Annotated in this window: 21 protein-coding genes; 16 read left to right on the top strand and 5 right to left on the bottom strand. The window is 70.6% G+C overall.

Annotated elements, in window-relative coordinates; all coding sequences use genetic code 11:
- Positions 1-58: 58 nt before the first annotated feature.
- The 3 genes from ACLKM7_RS06985 (at position 59) to ACLKM7_RS06975 (ending at position 2,085) form a co-directional block, all read left to right on the top strand.
- Positions 59-991, top strand: coding sequence for a 2-hydroxyacid dehydrogenase (locus ACLKM7_RS06985; protein WP_436446422.1), 933 nt, complete (start codon positions 59-61; stop codon positions 989-991).
- 69 nt (positions 992-1,060) lie between these two features.
- Positions 1,061-1,486, top strand: coding sequence for a VOC family protein (locus tag ACLKM7_RS06980; protein WP_436446421.1), 426 nt, complete (start codon positions 1,061-1,063; stop codon positions 1,484-1,486).
- Between the two features lie 128 nt (positions 1,487-1,614).
- On the top strand, positions 1,615-2,085 hold the full coding sequence (locus tag ACLKM7_RS06975) for a DUF1772 domain-containing protein (protein WP_436446420.1): 471 nt from the start codon (positions 1,615-1,617) through the stop codon (positions 2,083-2,085).
- A gap of 25 nt (positions 2,086-2,110) precedes the next feature.
- Here ACLKM7_RS06975 and ACLKM7_RS06970 read toward each other — a convergent pair whose 3' ends face one another.
- Positions 2,111-2,629: an adenine phosphoribosyltransferase gene (locus ACLKM7_RS06970; protein ID WP_436446419.1), complete on the bottom strand. Its 519-nt coding sequence runs from the start codon at positions 2,627-2,629 to the stop codon at positions 2,111-2,113.
- 62 nt (positions 2,630-2,691) lie between these two features.
- Here ACLKM7_RS06970 and ACLKM7_RS06965 point away from each other — a divergent pair, with 62 nt between their 5' ends.
- The 3 genes from ACLKM7_RS06965 to ACLKM7_RS06955 all read left to right on the top strand — a co-directional run bounded on the left by ACLKM7_RS06965 (position 2,692) and on the right by ACLKM7_RS06955 (position 7,039).
- Positions 2,692-4,374, top strand: coding sequence for a glycoside hydrolase family 13 protein (locus tag ACLKM7_RS06965; protein ID WP_436446418.1), 1,683 nt, complete (start codon positions 2,692-2,694; stop codon positions 4,372-4,374).
- Positions 4,375-4,416: 42 nt separating this feature from the next.
- Entirely contained in the window at positions 4,417-5,436 is a 1,020-nt protein-coding gene (locus tag ACLKM7_RS06960; protein ID WP_436446417.1) for a LacI family DNA-binding transcriptional regulator, read from the top strand.
- Positions 5,437-5,788: 352 nt separating this feature from the next.
- The gene (locus ACLKM7_RS06955; RefSeq protein WP_436446416.1) at positions 5,789-7,039 is read left to right on the top strand and encodes an amidohydrolase; all 1,251 of its coding nucleotides are present in this window, start codon (positions 5,789-5,791) and stop codon (positions 7,037-7,039) included.
- Positions 7,040-7,175: 136 nt separating this feature from the next.
- Here the strand turns inward: ACLKM7_RS06955 and ACLKM7_RS06950 are convergent, their stop codons facing one another.
- Positions 7,176-8,231 carry a VanZ family protein gene (locus ACLKM7_RS06950; RefSeq protein ID WP_436446415.1) on the bottom strand — a complete coding sequence of 352 codons (1,056 nt, stop codon included), beginning with the start codon at positions 8,229-8,231 and terminating at the stop codon, positions 7,176-7,178.
- A 239-nt stretch (positions 8,232-8,470) separates the two neighbouring features.
- On the opposite strand from ACLKM7_RS06950, the gene ACLKM7_RS06945 reads away from it, so the two are divergent.
- The 9 genes from ACLKM7_RS06945 to ACLKM7_RS06905 all read left to right on the top strand — a co-directional run bounded on the left by ACLKM7_RS06945 (position 8,471) and on the right by ACLKM7_RS06905 (position 18,508).
- Positions 8,471-9,754, top strand: coding sequence for a cysteine desulfurase (locus tag ACLKM7_RS06945; protein WP_436446414.1), 1,284 nt, complete (start codon positions 8,471-8,473; stop codon positions 9,752-9,754).
- Positions 9,751-10,200 (top strand): Fe-S cluster assembly sulfur transfer protein SufU, encoded by a 450-nt coding sequence (gene sufU / locus ACLKM7_RS06940; RefSeq protein WP_436446413.1) that lies wholly within the window; start codon positions 9,751-9,753, stop codon positions 10,198-10,200. Before ACLKM7_RS06945 ends, sufU begins: the two co-directional genes overlap by 4 nt.
- Positions 10,201-10,501: 301 nt before the next feature.
- Positions 10,502-10,654, top strand: a complete 153-nt coding sequence (locus ACLKM7_RS06935) for a hypothetical protein (RefSeq protein ID WP_436446412.1) — start codon at positions 10,502-10,504, stop codon at positions 10,652-10,654.
- Positions 10,651-10,740, top strand: coding sequence for a potassium-transporting ATPase subunit F (locus ACLKM7_RS06930; RefSeq protein ID WP_436446411.1), 90 nt, complete (start codon positions 10,651-10,653; stop codon positions 10,738-10,740). Before ACLKM7_RS06935 ends, ACLKM7_RS06930 begins: the two co-directional genes overlap by 4 nt.
- Positions 10,740-12,422, top strand: a complete 1,683-nt coding sequence (kdpA, locus tag ACLKM7_RS06925) for a potassium-transporting ATPase subunit KdpA (RefSeq protein ID WP_436446410.1) — start codon at positions 10,740-10,742, stop codon at positions 12,420-12,422. The genes ACLKM7_RS06930 and kdpA overlap by 1 nt, the downstream gene beginning before the upstream one ends.
- 3 nt (positions 12,423-12,425) lie before the next feature.
- Positions 12,426-14,627: a potassium-transporting ATPase subunit KdpB gene (gene kdpB, locus ACLKM7_RS06920; protein WP_436446409.1), complete on the top strand. Its 2,202-nt coding sequence runs from the start codon at positions 12,426-12,428 to the stop codon at positions 14,625-14,627.
- A gap of 22 nt (positions 14,628-14,649) precedes the next feature.
- Positions 14,650-15,264: a potassium-transporting ATPase subunit KdpC gene (gene kdpC / locus ACLKM7_RS06915; RefSeq protein ID WP_436446408.1), complete on the top strand. Its 615-nt coding sequence runs from the start codon at positions 14,650-14,652 to the stop codon at positions 15,262-15,264.
- 53 nt (positions 15,265-15,317) lie between these two features.
- Positions 15,318-17,837, top strand: coding sequence for a DUF4118 domain-containing protein (locus ACLKM7_RS06910; RefSeq protein WP_436446407.1), 2,520 nt, complete (start codon positions 15,318-15,320; stop codon positions 17,835-17,837).
- Positions 17,834-18,508: a response regulator gene (locus tag ACLKM7_RS06905; protein ID WP_436446406.1), complete on the top strand. Its 675-nt coding sequence runs from the start codon at positions 17,834-17,836 to the stop codon at positions 18,506-18,508. Before ACLKM7_RS06910 ends, ACLKM7_RS06905 begins: the two co-directional genes overlap by 4 nt.
- Positions 18,509-18,629: 121 nt before the next feature.
- Here ACLKM7_RS06905 and ACLKM7_RS06900 read toward each other — a convergent pair whose 3' ends face one another.
- The 3 genes from ACLKM7_RS06900 to ACLKM7_RS06890 form a co-directional block, all read right to left on the bottom strand.
- Positions 18,630-19,529, bottom strand: coding sequence for a TerC family protein (locus ACLKM7_RS06900; protein WP_436446405.1), 900 nt, complete (start codon positions 19,527-19,529; stop codon positions 18,630-18,632).
- Positions 19,530-19,598: 69 nt separating this feature from the next.
- Positions 19,599-20,579, bottom strand: coding sequence for an SRPBCC family protein (locus ACLKM7_RS06895; protein ID WP_436446404.1), 981 nt, complete (start codon positions 20,577-20,579; stop codon positions 19,599-19,601).
- A gap of 47 nt (positions 20,580-20,626) precedes the next feature.
- The gene (locus tag ACLKM7_RS06890; protein WP_436446403.1) at positions 20,627-20,986 is read right to left on the bottom strand and encodes an ArsR/SmtB family transcription factor; all 360 of its coding nucleotides are present in this window, start codon (positions 20,984-20,986) and stop codon (positions 20,627-20,629) included.
- A gap of 153 nt (positions 20,987-21,139) precedes the next feature.
- On the opposite strand from ACLKM7_RS06890, the gene ACLKM7_RS06885 reads away from it, so the two are divergent.
- Entirely contained in the window at positions 21,140-22,345 is a 1,206-nt protein-coding gene (locus ACLKM7_RS06885) for an MFS transporter (protein WP_436446402.1), read from the top strand.
- The last annotated feature ends 13 nt before the right edge of the window (positions 22,346-22,358 follow it).

Below are 22,358 nucleotides of genomic sequence, written 5' to 3'. Positions count from 1 at the left end.
CTCCTTGCGTCCGGTTGCCCGAACTCTAGCCCCCCGCGGCCCCGGTAGCGTGGATGCCGTGAGCAGCGGCATTCGGAATCTCGTCGTCAGTGTCCCCACCGAGCAACTGGCCGCCGACCTCGGCGCGATGCCGGACGGCGTCGAGGTCGTGGTGTGGCCGATGGATGCCGCCGCCCCGCGAGACCGTATCGACATCGTCGTGCCGCCGTACATGAAGATGGCTGGCCTCCTCGAGCGGCTCGGGGAAGTCGAGGTCGGTCTGGTCCAAGGCCAGTCGATCGGGTACGACGGCGTCGCCGACGTACTGCCCGACGGCCTGCTGTTCGCCAACGCGTCCTCCGTCCACGAGACGTCGACCGCCGAGCTCGCGGTGGGGCTCGCGCTCGCCGCGCAGCGGCACATCGACGCCTTCGCGGTCGACACGGCCGCCGGCCGCTGGTCGCCCGTCTTCGCCGAGAGCCTCGCCGATCGACGGGTGCTGCTGCTGGGATACGGCGGTGTCGGCAAGGCCGTCGCCGCGCGGCTGTCCGGTTTCGAGGTGCAGCTCACCGCCGTCGCGTCGCGGGCACGGGACGAAGACGGGATGCCGGTGCACGGCGTCGACGAGCTGCCCGCGCTGCTCCCCCAGGCCGAGATCGTCATCGTGTCGCTGCCGGGCGGCGAGAGCACGCGCGGCATCGTCGACGACACCTTCCTCACGGCGCTGCCCGACGGCGCCCTCATCGTCAACGTGGGCCGGGGCACGCTCATCGACACCGACGCGCTGGTGGATCACGTGCGACGTGGGCGCATCCGCGCGGCGCTGGACGTGACCGATCCCGAGCCGCTGCCCGAGGGTCACCCCCTGTGGGGTCTTCCCGGTGTGCTCATCTCGCCCCACGTCGGCGGCGCGTCCACCGCCATGCGGCCGCGCATCGCGCGCCTGGTGCGCACCCAGATCGAGCGCCTGGCGGCCGGCGAGCCCCCGGTCAACGTCGTCCTGGGCGGCTGAGGCCCTGCTTCCGCCGCGTCCGGGTCACGCGTACCGTGGCGGCCAGGGGGATCGCGAAGGAGCTCACAGATGGCGGAGCTGGGCAACATCACGTTCTATGCAGAGGACCCGCGGCGGCTGGCCCACTTCTGGTCCGACGTCTTCGGCTACCCGAGACTCGAGTGGGAGGACCCGATGAAGGCGGACCTGCTCGCGTCGGGTCTGACCGAAGCCGATCTCGCCAAGCGCGCTCTCGCCGAAGACCCGGAGGGGAAGGGGCCGCGCCTCTACTTCCATCACGCCGACACTCCCAAGCGCGGGCGAAACCGGCTGCACCTCGACATCCAGGCGGTCGCCGGACGCGCGCCGACGCGAGAGGAGCTCGATGCCGAGAAGGATCGGCTCGTCGGGCTCGGCGCCGAGGTGGTGCGGCTGGTCGACCGGCCGTGGGGCCCGTGGCCCGAGATCTACTACCAGCTGCGCGATCCGGAGGGCAACGAATTCTGCCTGCAGTGACCTCGACGGCGCCGGGCCGTCACCGCGTCGGACGAGGTCTCTAGACTGCGAGTCGACCAGATGTGATCGGACGGAGCCGTCGTGAAATTCACCTCCCGGTACCACCCCATCGACATGCCCGACGCCCAATGAGCCCGCAGGAGCTGCTGGCCGCGGCATCCGCTCTCCTCGGCGCCGCCGTGGCCGGCGTCTACCTCGGCTTCTCGTGGCTCGTCATGCCGGGGCTCGTCCGCCGGCCCGACGCCGAGGCGCTCGCGGCGATGCAGTCGATCAACCGGTCGATCCGTCCGCCGTTCTTCCTGCTGTTCGTCGGATCGGCGCTCGTGGCGGTTGCGTCGGCGGTCGCGGAGTTCGTGGCGTGGGACGGTGCGGTCTCGGTGTGGCGCGTCGCCGGCGATGTGCTGGTCGCGGCGCACCTCGTCATCACGGCCGCGTTCCACATCCCCCGCAACACCCGGGTCGAAGCGCTGGATCCGGCGCGGCCGGCCGACCTCGAGGAGTGGCGGGTCATCGCGCGGCAGTGGACAACGGGCAATCACGTGCGCGGGCTGGCCGCCTTCGTCGGTGCCGGCATCCTGATCGCCACGCTCTTGGACTGAGCCGGCATCGCACCCCGTGGCGGCGTCAGGCGGTGAAGACGGCGTGCACGTCGCCGACGAGCGCGCGCCCACCGAGTCCGCTGAGCTCCATGAGCACCGCGGTGCCCACGACTTCGCCGCCAAGAGTCTCGACGAGTTCATGGGCGGCGACGAGAGTGCCTCCGGTGGCGAGCACATCGTCGACCAGCAGCACCCGGGCGCCGTTCGCGATGTCGTCGTGCGCCTCGATGGTGGCAGTGCCGTACTCGAGCGCATACGAGACGGATGCCGCGGGCCGAGGCAGCTTGCCCGCCTTGCGGATCGGCACGAGACCCGCGCCCGCCTCCATCGCGGCGGCTCCGGCGAGCAGGAACCCGCGCGCCTCGACTCCCGCGACGACGTCGAACGATCCGTCGAACGGGGCGATCATGGCGTGGATGACGGCGCGCAGCGCCCGGGCATCCGCCAGCAGCGGGGTGATGTCGCGGAACAGCACCCCCGGTTCCGGATAGTCGGGGATCGTCCGGATGAGCGATTCGGCGCGGATGACGGCTTCTGAGGGCACCGCACAACCCTACGCCGACCCGCGGGCGAAGCGAGTGTAAGCGCTTGCAGTACACTGGGCCGATGACTTTCGCAGAGACCGCAGAGCGCACGGATGCGTTCCTCGCCCCGATCGGCGGCGAATGGTGGCGCACCGCCGTCATCTACCAGATCTACCCCCGCTCGTTCGCGGACGCGTCGGGCGACGGCATCGGCGACCTCCCCGGCATCACGTCGCACCTCGACGACCTGGCCGCGCTGGGCATCGACGCGATCTGGCTGAGCCCGTTCCAGCGGTCGCCGCAGAAGGACGCCGGCTACGACGTCAGCGACTACTGCGACGTCGACCCGCTCTTCGGCACCCTGGCCGACTTCGACACGATGCTCGCGGCCGCGCATGACCGCGGCATCCGGGTCATCGTCGACCTCGTCCCCAACCACTCCTCCGATCAGCACGAGTGGTTCCAGCAGGCGCTGGCCGCCGCGCCCGGGAGCCCCGAGCGCGCGCGCTACATGTTCCGCGACGGCAAGGGCGAGCACGGCGAACTGCCCCCGAACAACTGGGACTCGGTGTTCGGCGGCCCCGCGTGGACCCGCGTCGTCGAGGCCGACGGCACCCCCGGCCAGTGGTACCTGCACCTGTTCGACTCGTCGCAGCCCGACTTCGACTGGTCGAACGAGGAGGTGCGCGAGGAGTTCCGCCGCATCCTGCGCTTCTGGCTCGACCGCGGCGTCGACGGCTTCCGCGTCGACGTGGCCCACGGCCTGGTGAAGGCCGAGGGGCTCCCGGACTACATCCCCGACCCCGAGGCGGGATCCATGGGCGGCGAAGAGGAGAACGTGCCGTACTGGGGCCAGGAGGGAGTGCACGAGGTGTACCGCGACTGGCGCACGATCATGCACGAGTACGAGGGCGACCGCGCGCTCGCTGCCGAGGCGTGGCTGCCGACCGCCGACCGCACCGCGCAGTGGGTGCGCTCGGACGAGATGCACCAGGCCTTCAACTTCCCGTACCTGCAGACCGGGTGGAACGCCGGTGAGCTGCGCGCGGTCATCGCCGAGTCGCTGCGCGCGTTCGGCGGGGTCGGCGCCCCGGCGACGTGGGTGCTGTCGAACCACGACGTCGTGCGCCACGCGTCGCGCCTGGCGCTGACCGCCGAGAACCCGCAGGGCCACGGCATCGGCCCGGACTCGCCGGGCAAGCCCATCGCCGACGTCGGTCTGCGCCGCGCGCGGGCCGCGACCACGCTCATGCTGGCGCTGCCGGGCTCGGCCTACCTCTATCAGGGCGAGGAGCTCGGGCTGCCCGAGGTCATCGACATCCCCGGGGACGCGCGGCAGGACCCGACGTGGTTCCGCACGAACGGCGAGCGCTACGGGCGCGACGGCTGCCGCGTGCCGATTCCCTGGAAGACGAATGCCCCGGCCTACGGTTTCAGCCCGTCCGGTGCGTCATGGCTGCCCCAGCCCGCCGAGTGGGCCGAGCTCGCCCGCGATGCCCAGGTCGGCGTGGCGGACTCGACGCTCGAGCTCTACCGCCTGCTGCTCGCCGAGCGCCGCGAGCGCGACCTCGGCGCGGGAACCCTCGAGTGGATCGACGGGTTCGGGACGGATGCCGTGGCATTCCGCAACGGGAATGTCACGGTCATCGCGAACACCGGCTCAACGGCGATCCCGCTGCCGGAGGGTATCGTGATCGCGTCGAGCGGACCCGTCGACGGTGGCGAGCTCCCGGTCGACACGACAGTCTGGCTCGCGATCGACTGAGCGGCGCGGGGTTCGGCTCCGCGCGCATGAGAGGGTGACGACGTGGTCAGCATCGATGAGGTGGCCCGCGCAGCGGGCGTCTCGACCGCGACCGTCTCGCGCGCCCTGAGCGGGCGCGGCCACGTCTCAGTCGCCGCGAAGGCCAAGGTCGAAGCGGCCGCGAAGAGTCTCGGCTACGTCGTGTCGGCGTCGGCGTCCAGCCTCGCGTCCGGCCGCACCCGCAACATCGGGGTGCTCGTGCCCTTCCTCGACCGGTGGTTCTTCTCGACGGTGCTGAGCGGCATCGCCTCCGCCCTCATGCGCCGCGGCTATGACATCACGCTGTACAGCCTCACCGCCGACCGCGCCGAGCGTCACGACGTGTTCGACACGTTCCTGCGTCGCCAGCGGGTCGACGGCGTCATCGCGATCTCGATTGAGCTCGGCGAGGAAGAGACCGGCCGGCTGCTCGAACTCGATCTGCCCGTCATCGCGATCGGGGGACCCAACCCCCGCTTGACCACCCTGACCGTCGACGACGTCGCTGTGGCACGCCTGGCGACCGAGCATCTCCTGGCTCTGGGGCACCGCGAGGTCGCGCACATCGGGGCGAGCCCCGAGTTCGACATCGACTTCCACATCCCGACCCACAGGCGGCAGGGCTTCGAGCAGGCGCTGGCGGATGCCGGTATCCCGGTCAAGCCGTCGCTCTTCGAGCCCGCTGACTTCACCATCGAAGGCGGCTTCCGCGCCGCCAAGCAGCTGCTGGGCAAGCCGGGCGGGCGGCCGACCGCCATCTTCGCAGCATCCGATGAGATGGCGATCGGGGCCTTGCTGGCTGCGCGCGAACTCGGCTACCGCGTGCCCGAGGACCTCTCGGTCGTCGGCATCGACGGCCACGAACTGGGCGAGTTCTTCCGGCTCACGACGGTCGACCAGTTCCCGCTCGGGCAGGGCGAGCGCGCCGCCGACGCGATCCTCGCCGAGCTGGAGGCCGCTCCTGCCGAGGCCCCGGCCCACCGGCCCGGCGAGCTGCCGTACGAGCTGATCGTGCGCGGCTCCACGGCCCGCCTCCCCTCCTGACAGGCCCCGAACCCCCTCACCCCTGCGTGCGAAAACACCAGCCCGTCGCGTGACACGCCGAGCCCCGGCATCCGTCACCGGCGCGCCACGGTCACCGACTGGTGTTTTCGCACAACCTTCGCGACCCGCCGGCCCTCCTGACCGGCCCCGAACCCGCCGCAGACCCCACCCCTGCGTGCGAAAACACCAGCCCGTCGCGTGACACGCCGAGCCCCGGCATCCGTCACCGGCGCGCCACGGTCACCGACTGGTGTTTTCGCACAACCTTCGCGACCCGCCGGAGCCGGCCGGCACCGGTCGAGCCGAGCAGTCGGAGGCGGGGCGAGAGTCCGCCGCGGCTAGGCTCGACCGCATGACGATCGACCTCGAGGCTCTCTACATCGACCTTCACCGGCATCCGGAACTGTCCTTTCAGGAGACGCGGACGGCCGGAGTCATCGCGAAGCACCTCGACGAGCTCGGCATCGAGTTCGAGGAGGGCGTCGGCCGCACGGGGGTCGTCGGGGTGATCCGCAACCCTTCGTCAGACTCAGCGGAGTCCGGCGACGGGCCGGTCGTGTGGCTGCGCGCCGACATGGACGCCCTGCCGGTCGAGGAGCGCACCGGACTGGAGTACGCCAGCACCGCGCACGGGCTCGACCCCAACGGCACGGACGTTCCCGTGATGCACGCGTGCGGACACGACATGCACGTGGCCGCTCTGCTCGGCGCCCTCGAGCGGCTCGTGAGCACCAAGGATCAGTGGTCGGGCACGATCGTCGCCGTCTTCCAGCCCGCCGAGGAGTACGGCGCCGGGTCGCAGGCGATGATCGCCGACGGCGTGCTCGACCGGTTCCCGCGGCCCGACATCGTGCTCGGCCAGCACGTCACGCCACTCCCCGCCGGCACGATCGGCGTGCGCAGCGGCACGCAGATGGCGGCATCCGACGGGCTCACCGTCACCCTGCTGGGTCGCGGCGGTCACGGCTCGCGACCGCAGGCGACCATCGACCCCGTCGTGATGGCGGCCGCGACCGTCATGCGCCTGCAGACGATCGTGTCGCGCGAGATCGACCCTCGCGACGTCGCGGTGGTCACGGTCGGATCGATCCACGCGGGCCTCAAGAACAACATCATCCCGGCCGAGGCGAAGCTCGAGTTGAGCCTGCGCTACCCCGACGACGAGGCCCGCGCGGCCGTGCTCGAGAAGGTGGAGCGCATCGTGCGCGCTGAGGCTCAGGCCTCTGGGGCCGAGGAGCCACCGGTCATCGTGACCGACCACACACTTCCCCCGACGATCAACGACGTCGAGGCCACCGCGCGCCTGACCCTCGCGTTCGACACCGCGTTCGGCGCGGGCACCGTGATGGACCCGGGCATGTTCACCGGCAGCGAGGACGTCTCGTGGTTCGCGCGCGAGTCCGGTGCGCCCCTCGTGTTCTGGTTCTGGGGCGGGGCCGACCCCGAGGCGTTCGCGGCCGCGCACGCCGCCGGCACGGTCGAGCGCGACATCCCGACCAACCACTCGCCCTATTTCGCGCCGGTGCTGCAGCCCACGCTCAACCAGGGCGTCGACGCGCTCGTCGTCGCCGCGCGCGAGTTCCTCGCGGTGCCCACGGTCTGACGGTGACGGATGCCGGTGCCCTTGGCATCCGCCTGCTCACGCGCCCGCGGGGTACGGCGGCGGCGGTCCAGGTTCGGCAGGATCCCGCCCCGCCGAACGTGCGAAAGCTGGACCGGACCGCCGGGTTGGCGCCGGATCAGCGCTCCGCACGGGCGTCGACTAGGCGCTGACCCGACACGACCCCGGGCAGTCCGCGCCGGTCGGGTGTCGTGAGGACGAGCACCAGCGACGCGACGGCGAACACCCCGGCGACCAGACCCCACGCGCCAGGGAGCGCGAGCAGTACGAGATAGCCCCCGATGCCGCCGGCGAAGCGCAGGGGCCTGGCCAGCGCGGGCGGGAGCGGGCCTCCCGTGAAACGCAGCTGCACCGCGAGGTCGCCGACCGTGCGGCCGGTGGCCAGCACCACGATCAGCCAGACCACGATCGCGGTCGTGGTGCCGACGACCCCGGCGGCCGACCCGTCGCGCATCGCGGCGTGTGCGCCGAGCAGGTAGAGGGCCACCTGGAACACCACGGCGGCCGCCATGCCCGTCAGCCATGCGCCCAGCGCATCGCAGGCCATCGCGAGGTAGCGGCGTGAGCGCGTGATCGGGCGCGGCTCCTCCGCATCGGGGAAGCGGGGCGTGCCCCAGTGCCGCCGCGGAACCAGCAGCGCCAGCATCGAGCCGAGCACCGCGCCCAGCGTGTTGGTGAGAAGGTCGTCGACGTCGAAGACGCGATACGCGCAAGGGTACAGACCCCACACACCGCTGAGCTGCGTCGTCTCGACCAGCGCCGAGACGCCGAAACCCACGAGAAGAGTGATCAGGATGCCGCGGCCGCCCAGCACGCGCAGGAAGAAGCCCAGCGGCACGAACAGGAGCACGTTGAGCAGCAGCTGCAGCACTGCCGGATCGGTCAACGCGCCCCGGCCCCGCCGGCCGACGGCCTCGCGGATGTCATCGGCGAAGGCAAAGGGATCGAGGCCCACCCCGGCGCACCGGATCGCATCGGGGTCGGGCAGCGGGAGGAGCGTGTACGTCCAGACGGCCATGAGGTAGACCAGGGCGGCGCCCCACAGCACGAAGCGCCCGAAGCCGAAACCCCCGCGCCGTCGGTAGCTGAGCGCCACGAACGGCACGAACAGCAGCACCCCGGCGACCGCGCCCAGGGTCACGGCGAGCGCGCCGAGGAAGATCTGCTCGTCCACGCCTTCGATCCTCCCAGAGGCCCGGTGCGGCATCGGGCCCGGGCCGGGACGGTCGAGCTCGAGAAACCATGCAGAGGTTGAAACATCGCGCGGCGCGTGGTTTCTCAACCTCCGCGTGGTTTCTCAACTTCAAGGTCGCCGCGGCGGCGGGCCAGGGCGGGGCGGCGGGCCCGGGGTGGGTGGCGGCTGCCAGCGGACACGGCAGCCCCGGGCGCCGACATCACGCGTAGCCTTAAGGGGTGACCAGCCCCGCCCCCGTCCTCGATCTCGCCGCGATCCGCGCGGACTTTCCGCTGCTCGGCGAGCGCGTGAACGGGCATCCGCTGGTCTACCTCGACTCGGGGGCGACGAGCCAGAAGCCGCAGGCCGTGATCGACGCCGAGGTCGCGTTCCTCACGCGTTCGAACTCGGCGGTGCATCGCGGCGCGCACACGCTCGCGGCCGAGGCGACCGAGCTGTTCGAGGACGCGCGCGCCACGGTGGCCCGCTTCGTCGGGGCACCGCCCGAACAGCTGGTCTGGACGAGCGGCGCGACGGCGGGTCTCAATCTCGTCGCGTACGCGATCGGCAACGCCTCGGCAGGGCGCGGGGCCCCGGCTTCCGCTCGTCTTGCTCTCGCACCCGGCGACGAGATCGTCGTTACCGAGAGCGAGCACCACGCGAACCTCATCCCGTGGCAGGAGCTCGCCGCCCGCACCGGCGCCGTGCTGCGGCACATCCCGGTCCGCGATGACGGAACCCTCGATACGGATGCCGCGGCCACCCTCATCGGCGAGCGCACCCGTATCGTCGCCTTCCCCCATGTCTCGAACGTGCTGGGCATCGTGAACCCGGTCGGCGACCTTGTTACGCTCGCGCAGCGCGTCGGCGCACTCACCGTGCTGGACGCGTGTCAGTCCGCCCCGCATCTGCCGCTCGACCTGCCGGCGCTGGGCGTCGACCTCGCCGTCTTCTCAGGCCACAAGATGCTCGCGCCGTATGGCATCGGCGGCCTCTACGGCCGCTCCGAGGTGCTCGAGGCATTGCCGCCGTTTCTGACGGGCGGCTCGATGATCACCACCGTCACCCTCGACGAGGCGCAATACCTCCCGCCGCCGCAGCGGTTCGAGGCCGGCACGCAGCCGGTGTCGCAGGCGATCGCGCTCGCGGCGGCGGTCCGCTATCTCGAGAGTGTCGGGATGCTCGCCGTGCACGCGCACGAGAAGTCGCTCGAGGCGCGGATGGGCGAGGGACTGCGGGCGATCCCCGGCATCCGGCTGCTCGGCGATGCCGCGGGGGCCGAGCGCGTCGGTCTGTGGGCGTTCGACGTCGAGGGCGTCCACGCGCACGACGTCGGTCAGTTCCTCGATGCCCGCGGGGTCGCCGTGCGTGTCGGGCATCACTGCGCGCAGCCGTTGCACCGCCGATTCGGGCTGACCGCCTCGGTACGGGCATCCGCCGCCCTCTACAACACCCCGGAAGATGTCGACACGTTCCTGGACGCCCTGTCGGGTGTGCGCGCGTTCTTCGGAGCCGGCTCATGAGCGGCCTCGAATCGCTCTACCAGGAGTTGATCCTCGACCACTCCAAGCGGCCGAAGGGCAAGGGCCTGGCTGACGAAGAAGGGCGCAGCGCCACCTCGCACCAGCGCAACCCGATCTGCGGCGACGAGATCACCCTGCGCGTCCGCGTCGGCGACGACGGCGCTGTGCGTGACGTCACGTGGGAGGGCGCCGGCTGCTCGATCTCGCAGGCGTCGGCGTCGATGCTCGCCGCGCTCGTCGCGGAGGAGGACGGGATGCCGGGAGCCGAGGCATCCGCTCTCATCGACGGCTTCCGTGAGGCCCTGCGCTCGCGCGGTGAGATCCCGCTCGACGAGGAGGTCTTCGGCGACGCCGCCGCCCTGTCGGGGGTGTCGAAGTTCACCGCCCGCGTGAAGTGCGCCATGCTCGCGTGGGTCGCGTTCGAGGACGCCCTCGCCCGCGCCTGACCGCGAACAACGCGCCCGCGTGCTCACGGCGGGGCCGACAGCAGGCCGGAGCGCTCGCAAAGCAGCCGTGGGCGGCCCTGAGAGTCCCTTCCGTCGCAGCCGGCCTGCACGCGGTCCCGCTTCGCGCGCGCCTGCCGAGGCTGCGGTCCGACGCGTTGCGACATCGTGAGGGCGGGACGGTTCGACGCATGGATTCCGTGAGGGTGCCGCGACCGTCCGCGACGGCGGAGTTGCATCGAGTCGAGCCCGCTCCGGTGGGCGCCCCGCCGCACCCCGCGGCGGGGATCACTCGAAGCCACCCGTGGAGTCCTCTGTGCTGGATGTCATCTACCTCGTCACGACGCTGGCGCTCTTCGCGCTCGTCGGACTGATCGCCAAGGGGGTCGAGAAGCTCGGGCCGCCGGCCCGGGGCGCGGCCTCACGTGAAGCGCCGGGTGGGGAGGAGCGCCGATGATCGTCCTGTCGGTGGTCGCCGGCCTGCTCGGCCTCGCCGCGGTGGTCTACCTCGTCGTCGCCCTCGTGAAGCCGGAGAAGTTCTGATGGATGCCGCAACCATCGGCCTCGGCATCCTTCAGGCCGCCACGGTGCTCCTGATCCTCGCGCTGCTCTACCGCCCGCTCGGCGACTGGATCGCCCGCACCTACACGACCGACCGGGACTGGCGCGTCGAGCGCGGCGTGTACCGCGTGCTCGGCGTCGACCCTGCCTCGGAGCAGACCTGGCAGTCCTACGCCCGCGGCGTGCTGACGTTCTCGCTCATCGGCGTGCTCTTCGTCTACGCGCTGCAGCGGTTCCAGGGGATCCTCCCCGTCTCGCTCGGTCTCCCCGCCGTTCCGGAAGGACTCGCGTTCAACACCGCCGTCTCGTTCGTGACGAATACGAACTGGCAGTCGTACTCGCCCGAGCTGACGCTGGGCTACACGGTGCAGCTTGCGGGGCTCGCGGTGCAGAACTTCGTGTCGGCGGCGGTCGGAATCGCCGTCGCCGTGGCGCTCGTGCGAGGGTTCGCCCGCCGCGGCTCGGCGACGATCGGCAACTTCTGGGTCGATCTGGTGCGCGGCATCACGCGCCTGCTGCTGCCGCTGGCCGTCGTGGCCGCAGTCGCCCTCGTGGCCGCCGGTGTCGTGCAGAACTTCGCGGGCTTCATCGACGTCACGACGATCACGGGAGGCGCCCAGTCGATCCCTGGCGGCCCGGTCGCCTCTCAGGAGGCCATCAAGCTGCTCGGCACGAACGGCGGCGGATTCTTCAACGCCAACTCGGCGCATCCCTTCGAGAACCCCACGCCCTGGACCAACGTCCTCGAGATCCTGCTGCTGCTGGCGATTCCGGTCGCCATGCCCCGCGCATTCGGGCGCATGGTCGGCGACAACCGCCAGGGCTACGCGATCCTCGCGGTCATGGCGACCATCGCCGTCGTGTCCATCGCCGCGGTGACCTGGCTGGAGGCGCTGGGGCTCGGTTCGGCACCGCAGCTGGCGGGCGGTGCGATGGAGGGCAAGGAGCAGCGATACGGCATCCTCGGCTCGACGCTGTTCGCCGGCGCCACGACGCTCACCAGCACGGGCGCGGTCAACTCGATGCACGATTCGTACACAGCGCTGGGCGGCATGATCCCGATGGTCAACATGATGCTCGGCGAGATCGCGCCGGGCGGCGTCGGCTCGGGCCTGTACGGCATGCTCGTGCTCGCCGTCATCGCGGTGTTCGTGGGCGGACTGTTGATCGGACGCACTCCGGAGTATCTCGGCAAGAAGGTCGGCCCGACGCAGATCAAGCTCGCGAGCCTCTACATCCTCGTCACGCCGGTGCTCGTGCTGGCGGGCACCGCGCTGAGCTTCGGCATCCCTGTAATCCGCGCCGACGTCGAGGCCACGTCGATCTGGAACCCGGGCGTGCACGGCCTCGGCGAGGTGCTCTACGCGTTCACGTCGGCGTCCAACAACAACGGTTCGGCGTTCGCGGGTCTCACGGCGAACACGCCATGGCTGAACACCGCGCTCGGCGTCGCGATGCTGCTCGGCCGGTTCATCCCGATCGTGCTGGTGCTCGCTCTCGCCGGCTCTCTCGCGGCCCAGACGACGCGCCCCGCCACGACGGGCACGCTTCCCACGCATCGTCCGCAGTTCGTCGGCCTGCTCGCCGTCGTCTCGGTCGTCATCACGGCACTCACCTATTTCCCCGTTCTCACGCTGGGTCCCCTGGCGGAAGGGCTCGTCTGACTCATGTCCCTCACCACTCCCACCCGTCCATCCCTCCCCTCGGCTCCTCAGCCGGCGCGCGAGCACCCTCGCCGCACGACTCGTGCGTTCGGATGGGAGCAACTGATGCAGGCGCTCCCGGGCGCCGTGCGCAAGCTCAGCCCGGCCGCCCTGTGGCGCAACCCGGTCATGTTCCTGGTGTGGGTCGGCGCCGCGCTCACCACCGTGATCGCGATCGCCGAGCCGTTCCTCGGCGGGGCGGGCGACTCCGGCGGCACGCCGGTGCCGTTCGGCTTCACGTGGGGCATCGCGATCTGGCTGTGGCTCACGGTGCTGTTCGCGAACGTGGCCGAATCGGTCGCCGAGGGGCGAGGCAAGGCGCAGGCGGCCACGCTGCGCAAGACTCGCACGTCGACCATGGCCCGTCGCGTCCCGCAGTACGACGAGATTCAGGATGCCGCGGCCATACTCGCCGACACCGGCGAGGTGGCCTCGTCCGACCTCACGCTCGGCGATGTCGTGATCGTGTCGGCGGGCGAGCTCATTCCCGGCGACGGTGACATCATCCATGGCATCGCGACGGTCGACGAGTCGGCCATCACGGGCGAGTCGGCCCCTGTCGTCCGTGAGTCCGGCGGCGACCGCTCGGCCGTCACCGGCGGCACGCGGGTGCTCTCGGACCGCATCGTGGTGCGCATCACCTCTAAGCCGGGCGAGACCTTCGTCGACCGCATGATCGCCCTCGTCGAGGGCGCGAGCCGCCAGAAGACCCCCAACGAGATCGCCCTCGGCATCCTGCTCGCCAGCCTGTCGATCGTGTTCGTCGTCGTCGTGATGACGCTGAACCCGATCGCCTCATACGCCGCCTCGCCGGTCAGCATCCCGGTGCTCGTGGCCCTTCTGATCTGCCTCATCCCGACGACCATCGGCGCCCTGCTGTCGGCGATCGGAATCGCCGGCATGGACCGCCTCGTGCAGGCCAACGTCCTGGCGATGTCGGGCCGCGCCGTGGAGGCCGCCGGCGACGTGACCACGCTGCTCCTCGACAAGACCGGCACCATCACGTATGGCAACCGGCGCGCGTCCGACTTCGTCGCGATGCCCGGGGTCGGCGAAGACGAACTCGCACGTGCCGCCTCACTCTCGTCGCTGGCCGACCCCACTCCCGAGGGCGTCTCGGTGGTCGAGCTCGCCGCCCTCCGTGGCGTCCGCGCCGAGACTCCGCCCGACGCGGTCGCCGTGCCCTTCACGGCGCAGACCCGCATGAGCGGCGTCGACCTCGCCGACGGCACGCAGGTGCGGAAGGGCGCGGGGTCCGCGGTGCTCGCGTGGCTCGAGGCATCCGGAGTCCCCCTCACCGCCGCGACGCGCACGCAGCTGACGAGCGGGACGGATGCCATCGCCCAATCCGGCGGCACTCCGCTGGTCGTCGCGGTCCTGGAAGGCGCTGTTCTGGAAGGCGCTGTTCTGGAAGGCGCGGCTCGGGGCCGGCTGCTCGGCGTGATCCACCTCAAGGACATCGTCAAGGACGGCCTGCGGGAGCGGTTCGACGAGCTGCGCACGATGGGCATCCGCACCGTCATGATCACCGGCGACAACCCGCTCACGGCTGCGGCCATCGCGAAGGAGGCGGGAGTCGACGACTACCTTGCCGAGGCGACGCCCGAAGACAAGCTGGCGCTCATCAAGCGTGAGCAGGCGGGCGGCAACCTCGTCGCGATGACCGGCGACGGCACCAACGACGCTCCGGCGCTCGCGCAGGCCGACGTCGGCGTCGCGATGAACACGGGCACGTCGGCGGCGAAGGAGGCCGGCAACATGGTCGACCTCGACAGCGACCCGACCAAGCTCATCGACATCGTCCGGATCGGCAAGCAGCTGCTCATCACGCGCGGCGCGCTCACGACGTTCTCGCTCGCCAACGACATCGCCAAGTACTTCGCGATCGTCCCGGCGATGTTCATGGGCGTGTTCCCGGGGCTCGCCGCGCTGAACGTCATGCAGCTCAACTCTCCGGCATCCGCCGTCATGAGCGCGATCATCTTCAACGCGATCGTGATCGTGTTCCTCATCCCGCTCGCGCTGCGGGGCGTGAAGTACCGGGCGGCGAGCGCGTCGCAGGTGCTCAGCCGCAACCTGTTCGTCTACGGCCTCGGCGGCGTCATCGCGCCATTCATCGGCATCAAGCTCATCGACCTCGTCGTGAGCCTCGTCCCCGGCTTCTGAAGGTTTCGAAGGAGACATCGACATGTCCACCACCGCCCGCGCCACCGTGCGCACCACCGGTGTCGCCGTGCGAGCGATGCTCGTCTTCACGCTCGTCCTCGGCGTCGGCTACACGCTTCTCGTCACGGCGCTCGGCCAGATCGCCCTGCCCTGGCAGGCGGACGGCTCGCGCGTGAGGGATGCGTCCGGCGAGACCGTCGGATCCGCTCTCATCGGGCAGTCCTTCGAGGACCCCGACGGCAACGCCTTCCCCGAGTACTTCCAGTCGCGACCCTCGGCGGCGGGTGACGGGTACGACGGCGGCGCGTCGAGCGGCTCGAACCTGGGCCCCGAGAACGCCGACCTCATCACGGCGATCGAGGAGCGGCGGGCTGCCATCGCCGAGCTCGAGGGCGTCGACCCTGCCCAGATCCCGGCCGACGCGGTGACCGCCTCGGGTTCGGGCCTGGATCCCCACATCAGCCCGGCGTACGCGATGCTGCAGGCACCGCGCGTCGCCCAGGAGCGCGGACTCTACGTCGCCGAGGTGCGCGCCATCGTCGACGCGCACACGCAGCAGCGCGATCTCGGCTTCCTCGGCGAGCCGCGCGTGAACGTGCTCGAGCTCAACCTCGCGCTCGACGCGCTGGGCCGATGACCCGGCCGATCGTGACCGGCGAGCGCATCCGGAACAGCGAATAGGGTGACGACATGAAGCGCGGCAAGCTGCGGGTGCTGCTCGGGGCCGCACCGGGAGTGGGCAAGACCTACGAGATGCTCGAAGAGGGCCGCCGCCTGCGCGAGGACGGCCGCGATGTCGTGATCGCCGTCGTCGAGACCCACGGGCGCACCGCGACCGCAGCGCTGGTCGAGGGCCTCCCCGTCATGCCGCGGGCCACGGTGACCCACCGCGGGGTTGAGCTGACCGAGATGGATCTCGACGGCGTGCTGCAGCGGCATCCGTCCATCGCGCTGGTCGATGAGCTCGCGCACACCAACGCGCCGGGATCGCGCCATGGCAAGCGCTGGCAGGACGTCGCCGAACTGCTCGACGCCGGCATCGACGTCATCACGACGGTGAACGTGCAGCACATCGAGTCACTCGGCGGAGTCGTCGAGCAGATCACCGGCGTGCCGCAGCGAGAGACGGTTCCGGATGCCGTGGTCCGCGGCGCCGACCAGATCGAGGTCGTCGACCTCGCCCCCGAATCGCTGCGCGACCGGCTTTCGGCGGGCGTGGTGTACCCGGCGGAGCGGGTCGACGCCGCCCTGTCGAACTACTTCCGGCTGGGAAACCTCACCGCGCTCCGCGAACTCGCCCTGCTGTGGCTGGCCGACGAGGTCGACAGCGCCCTGAAGTCCTACCGCGCCGAGCACGGCATCGAAGGCACGTGGCAGGCCCGCGAGCGCGTCGTGGTGGCCCTCACCGGCGGACCCGAGGGCGAGACCCTCGTCCGCCGCGGGGCGCGGATCGCCTCGCGCGCGGCGGGGGGCGAACTGCTCGCCGTGCACGTGTCGAGTCAGGACGGACTGCGGGATGCCGCACCCGGCGCGCTCGCCAACCAGAGGGCGCTCGTCGAGTCGCTGGGCGGCACGTACCACCAGGTCGTCGAGGACGACGTGCCCCGCGCGCTCGTGGAGTTCGCCCGGTCGGTGGACGCGACGCAGCTGGTGATCGGAGTCAGCCGCCGCGGCCGGCTCGCCGCCGCTCTCACCGGTCCGGGAATCGGCGCGACCGTGATCCGCGAATCCGGAGACATCGACGTGCACATCGTGTCGCACGCCGCGGCCGGCGGGCGCTTCGCGCTGCCCCGCCTGACCGGCGGCGCCCTCAGCGTCAAGCGGCGCGTGCTCGGGTTCGCACTCGCGCTCGTCGGCGGACCGCTGCTGACGTGGCTGCTCGTGACCATCCGCAGCGAAGAGACGATCACGAGCGACGTGCTGGCGTATCAGCTGCTCGTCGTGCTGGTCGCCCTGGTGGGCGGCATCTGGCCGGCCGTGTTCGCCGCGGTGATGTCGGGATTCACGCTCAACTTCTTCTTCGTCCAGCCCTTCCACACCGTGACGATCTCGGATCCGCGCAACGCATGGGCGCTGGCCCTCTACGTCGTGATCGCGGTGCTCGTCAGCTATGTCGTCGATCGCGCCGCCCGTGCCGCGCGCGCCGCGACCCGATCGGCGGCCGAGTCCGAGCTGCTGGCCACCGTCGCGGGCAGCGTGCTGCGGGGCCAGGGCGCCGTGCCGGCGCTCGTGTCGCGCACGCGCGAGGCGTTCGGGATGTCGGGGGTGCGACTCATCGCCACCTCAGGTGAGGTCATCGCCACCGATGGCGAGCCGCTGCGCGACGATCGTCACCTCGTCACGCCGATCGGGGCGCGCGCTCGGCTCGAGCTGCACGGACCCGAGCTCGACACGTCGGAGCGCCGGCTGCTCGACGTCGTCGTGGCACAGCTGGGCGCCGCCCTCGAGCAGGACGAGCTGCAGGAGGCCGCCCGCGCGGCCGAGATGCTCGCCGAGACCGACCAGGTGCGCAGCGCCCTGCTCTCGGCGGTGAGCCACGACCTGCGCCGGCCGCTCGCCGCCGCAGTCGCCGCGGTCGGCGGGCTGCGCGCCGCCGGAGCCCAGTTGTCGAGCGAGGATCGCGGTGAGCTGCTCGCGACCGCCGAGGAGTCGCTCGTCACGCTGTCGACACTCGTGACCGACCTGCTGGACGTGAGCCGTATCGAGGCAGGCGTGCTCGCCGTATCGCTCGCCCCGATCGATGCCGACGAGATCGTGCTCGCCGCGGTCGACGAGCTGGGAGCAGGTCCGGAGGCGGTCGAGCTCGCGCTGGATCGCGACCTGCCTGCCGTCCGCGCCGACGCGGTCCTGCTGCAGCGCGTGCTGGTCAATGTGCTCGCCAACGCACTGCGTCACGCGCCGGACGGTTCGCGTGTGCGGATAGCGACGAGCCGCCTGGGCGGGACCGTCCAGGTGCGCATCGTCGACCGTGGCCCGGGGGTCTCGCCCGAACGCCGCGAGGAGATGTTCGCGCCCTTCCAGCGGCTCGGCGACATCGACAACACCACGGGTCTGGGACTAGGCCTGGCGCTGTCGAAGGGGTTCACCGAGGGCATGGGCGGTACGCTCACGCCCGAGGACACTCCCGGCGGAGGCCTCACCATGGTCGTCTCGCTCCCGGTGGCGGGCGACACTGCCGACGCCGCCGACCAGGACGGAGCAACCGCGTGAAGGTGCTGATCGCCGACGACGATCCGCAGCTCGTGCGCGCCCTGCGCATCACCCTCGCCGCCCACGGCTACGAGGTGGTCGCGGCCCCCGACGGGCCGTCGGCGATCGCGCTGGCGGCGAAGGAGCATCCCGACATCGTGATGGTGGACCTGGGGATGCCACGCCTGGACGGCGTCGGCGTGATCCAGGCCCTGCGGGGCTGGTCGACGGCGCCGATCATCGTGGTGTCGGGCCGGACGGGGTCCGCCGACAAGGTCGAAGCGCTGGACGCAGGCGCCGACGACTACGTCACCAAGCCGTTCCAGGTCGACGAGCTGCTCGCGCGACTTCGCGCGCTGTCGCGGCGGGTGGCCACAGCATCCGAGGATCCCGTCGTGAGCTTCGCCGATGTCACCGTGGATCTCGCCGCCAAGTCGGTCTCGCGCGCCGGCGAGCGCGTGCACCTCACGCCGACCGAGTGGCGCATCCTCGAGTTCCTGGCGCGCAACCCCGGCACGCTCGTGACGCGACAGGCGCTCCTGAAGGACCTGTGGGGCACCGAGCAGGTCACCGACACCGGCTATCTGCGGCTGTACATGTCGCAGCTGCGCAAGAAGCTCGAGCCCGACCCCGGGCACCCCGCGCACCTGCTCACCGAGCAGGGCATGGGCTACCGGCTCGTCGTGGACTGACGGGTCGCGTCAGGCATCGGTTGCGCGTGCGCAACTCCTGAGCGACCCCGACCGCACCGTTCGGTGCCCTGAACGGCGGCAGTCGGCCGCGGAGTTCAGGAGTTGTGCACAGGCCGCGACGTCAGCCCAGGCCCTGGCGCTCGCCGGGCACGGGGGCATCGTCGCCGGTCACGGGCTTGTTCGACAGACCGACCGAACCCGCGTGCGGGTCGGTCGACAGCGCCGCGTGCACGGCGGCGGACTCGTCGACGTCCGGGTACTGCGGGCGCAACTGCACCGCGTGCTGCTCTTTCTGGGCCCGCTTGGCCTTGCGTGCCGAGTACACGAGGTTGAGCGCCTCGACGAAGATCGCGAATGCCATCGGCCCGTAGATGAAGGCCTTGTCGATGTGGAACCCGAAGCCTTCGGCGACCAGGAAGACGCCGATCAGCAGGAGGAACGACAGCGCGAGCATCTTCACCGTGGGGTGCTTGTTGACGAACATGAAGATGAAGCGGGCGGCGAAGAGCATGATGCCGAACGACAGCACGACGACCGTGATGATCACGACCAGGTTCTCGGTCATGCCGACCGCGGTGATGACGGAGTCGAGCGAGAAGACGATGTCGAGCGCGAGGATCTGCGCGAGCACCGAGCCGAATGTCACGGCCTTCCGGCCGGCGCCGCCGTGCTCCTCCTCCGCGCCCTCGAGCTTGTGGTGGATCTCGGTCACGGCCTTGTAGACGAGGAACAGACCGCCCGCGATGAGGATGAGGTCCTTCCACGAGAACCCGATTCCGAACACGACGAAGATCTCTTCCTTGAGCGTGATGATCCACCCGGCGAAGAGCACCAGGATGACGCGGATCACCATCGCGAGCGTGAGTCCGAGGTTGCGGGCCTTGGCCTGCTGCTCCTTGGGGAGCTTGGACGCGAGGATCGAGATGAAGATGACGTTGTCGACGCCGAGGACCACCTCGAGCACGAACAGCGTCACGAAGACGGCGATCAGATCGGGCGTGAAGGCGAAGGAGAAGTCCACGGGTCAACAATACGGACGAAGATCCGGATGCCACGGGCCGCGGCATCCGGATCTTGCTCGTCCTGCGGGTCAGACGGCGGCGAGCACGCCCTCGAGGCGGGCGTAGCTGGACTCCATGCCCTCGGTCATGCCGGTCGCCAGCACGATGTCGCGGGTCTCCTTGTCGGGGTACTCGATGAACAGCGTGATGAGGGTCGCGCCGTCCTCCTCTTCGAGGTTGAGGTCGTTGAGCGTTCCCGGGTAGTCGGTGCCCGTCATGTGTTCGGTCGTCACGGCGCGACGCGGCGGTTCGATCAGGAGGGCCTCGCCGTCGAACCCGAAGCGCTCGCCCTCGATGCCCTCGCCGGGCTCCCACACGTAGCGGTACTTCGCGCCGACCTCGGATGCGACCTCGCACTCGACAAGGCTCCACCCGTCGGGTCCGAGCATCCACTTCCTGAGCAGTTCGGGCTCGTGGTGCGCGCGCCACACCAGATCGATCGGTCCCTCGATGAGGCGGGTGATGCGCACGTGGGTGTCGTCGAGGATCTCGGTCTGCGTGCCCTTGCCCTGGGCGTACGCGCGGAGCCCCTCCAGGACGCGGCCCAGCTGGTCGATCGCCATGGTCGTTCCCTCGATCATGCCCATCGCGACGACCTGCTCGAGCGCTTCGGCCGATGTGAAGCGCGTGACGCTCTCGAGGCGCGATCCCGTCGCGGTCGGCTCGAAGACGAGGGTCATTCGCGATGTGGGCAGCTCTTCGTTGACCCTGCCGTCCTCGTCGGCGAACGAATCCAGCACGGTGAACGATCGCGGTCCGTCCAGTTCGAGGAACTCCCAGGTCGCGTGGTACTTCTCACCCTGAGGGCTGGTCATGTGGTAGCGGGCACGGCCGCCGACGGTGAGGTCGAATGACGTGAAGGTGGCGGGGTATCCGGGCGGGCCCCAGAACCGCTCGAGCTGCCGCGGGTCGGTGAAGACCTCCCACAGGCGCTCGATCGGGGCGGGGAACTCGGCGGTCAGCGTCATGGTGAGCGCTTCGGCGTCGGTGGTGACTTCGGTGACGGGCATCGTCGTTCTCCTTGTTGTCGGTCGTGCGTGTCGTGCGTTGGGTTGCTTCAGTCGGTCGGTTCCGAGGGAGCCGCGTCGGTGTTGCGCGGTTCGGCGAGAATCGCGTCGAGCCGGTCGATGCGGGACCGCCACAGTTCCTCGTAGCGGGCGAGCAATGCGCGGGCGCGGGCGATCATGGCCGGATCCGCTCGGACGAGACGCTCGCGGCCCTCGGCGCGCTTGACGATGAGGCCGGCCGCCTCGAGTACGGCGACGTGCTTCTGCACCGCGGCGAACGACATGTCGTAGTCGCCGGCGAGCGCCGAGACCGAATGCTCGCCCTCGATCGTGCGCCGGAGGATGTCGCGTCGCGTCGCCGCCGCGAGTGCGTGGAAGACGCGGTCGATCTCTTCATCACTGAGCTCCATTTGTACAACCATTTGGTTGTACGTTATGCCCGCTCGGTCGCCATGTCAACACTCCGTCGAAAAACTCAGCACCCTTCTTAACTGCAACTTCGAAGTTGCATTAGTCTCCAAACATGTGCAACTCTGCAGTTGCACGCATCTTGAGGAGGAGCAATGACCGAGCTGCACACATCCGTCCGCACGACCGTCGTCCTCGCGATCCTGTTCGCGGGAGCCTTCGTCATGGGCTGCGCCGAGATGCTCGTCGTGGGCATGATCGACCTCATCGCCGCCGATCTCTCGGTGTCGCTGTCGGCCGCCGGCGCGCTGGTCACCGCCAACGCGCTCGGCCTCGCGGTCGGCGGCCCCCTGCTCACCTTCGCGCTCACGCGCTTCGACCGGCGCGCGGTGCTGCTCGGCGCGATCTGCGCGTTCATCCTGGCGAACCTGGTGCCGGTGCTCACCGCCGACTACACACTGTTCGTCATCGCGCGAGTCGTGATCGGCGGCGTCCAGGGCCTGTTCATCGCCGCCGCCATGGTGACCGCGACGACCATCGTCCCGCCGCAGCGCGCCGGGCGCGCGATGGCGCTGATCATCGGCGGCTTCGCGATGTCGAGCGCGGTCGGGATGCCGCTCGGCACGCTGCTCGGCCAGGCGATCGGCTGGCGAGGTTCGTTCGCCGGCGTCGTCGCCGTCGGGCTGGTCGTGCTCGTGATCGCATTCCTGGTGCTGCCCTCGGTCCCGGCATCCGGCGAGCATCGTGCACTCGGCCAGGCCCGCCACGCCTTCGCGCCGCGCGTGCTCGCCGTCCTCGGCGTGAGCCTGCTCACGTTCGCCGCAATGCTCTCGGCGATCACCTACCTGATCCCGTTCCTCGATCAGGTGACGGGCACGACCGGCGCGGTCGCGACGGCGTACCTGCTGGTCTACGGGGTAGCCACGGCGATCGGGTCGTTCGCCGGCGGCCGGTTCGCCGACGCGAACGCGGCGCTCACGCTCATCGTCGGCGCCGTCGGGGTGGGACTTTCGCTCACCGTGCTCGTCGTGTTCGGGGCGAATCCGATCGTCGCCGGTGCCGCGGTCTTCGGCGTCGGGCTGTTCGGCATGGGCACGGGCGCTTCGATCCAGCACCGTGTGGTCAGCCTCGCCGGTCCCGGTGCTCCGCTCGCCTCCTCGCTCCCCGCATCGGCGGTCAACGCCGGCATCGCACTCGGCGCCTTCGCCGGCGGCGTCGCCCTCGACAGTGCCGGGGTGGCGGCGGCCGTGGTCGCGGGAATCGCCCTCGCGGTGCTGGCCATCGGCGCGGCGTGGGCGACGAGCGCCGTGCGCCCGGCAGCGGACTTGCCGGCAGCCGACCGGGTACAGGTCGCCGACTAGACTGGTCAGGTCC

This window comes from Microbacterium sp. I2, assembly GCF_051364985.1.
GTDB lineage: Bacteria > Actinomycetota > Actinomycetes > Actinomycetales > Microbacteriaceae > Microbacterium.
Note: the sequence above shows the minus strand (reverse complement) of the source record. Positions and strands in the feature narration are given on the sequence as shown.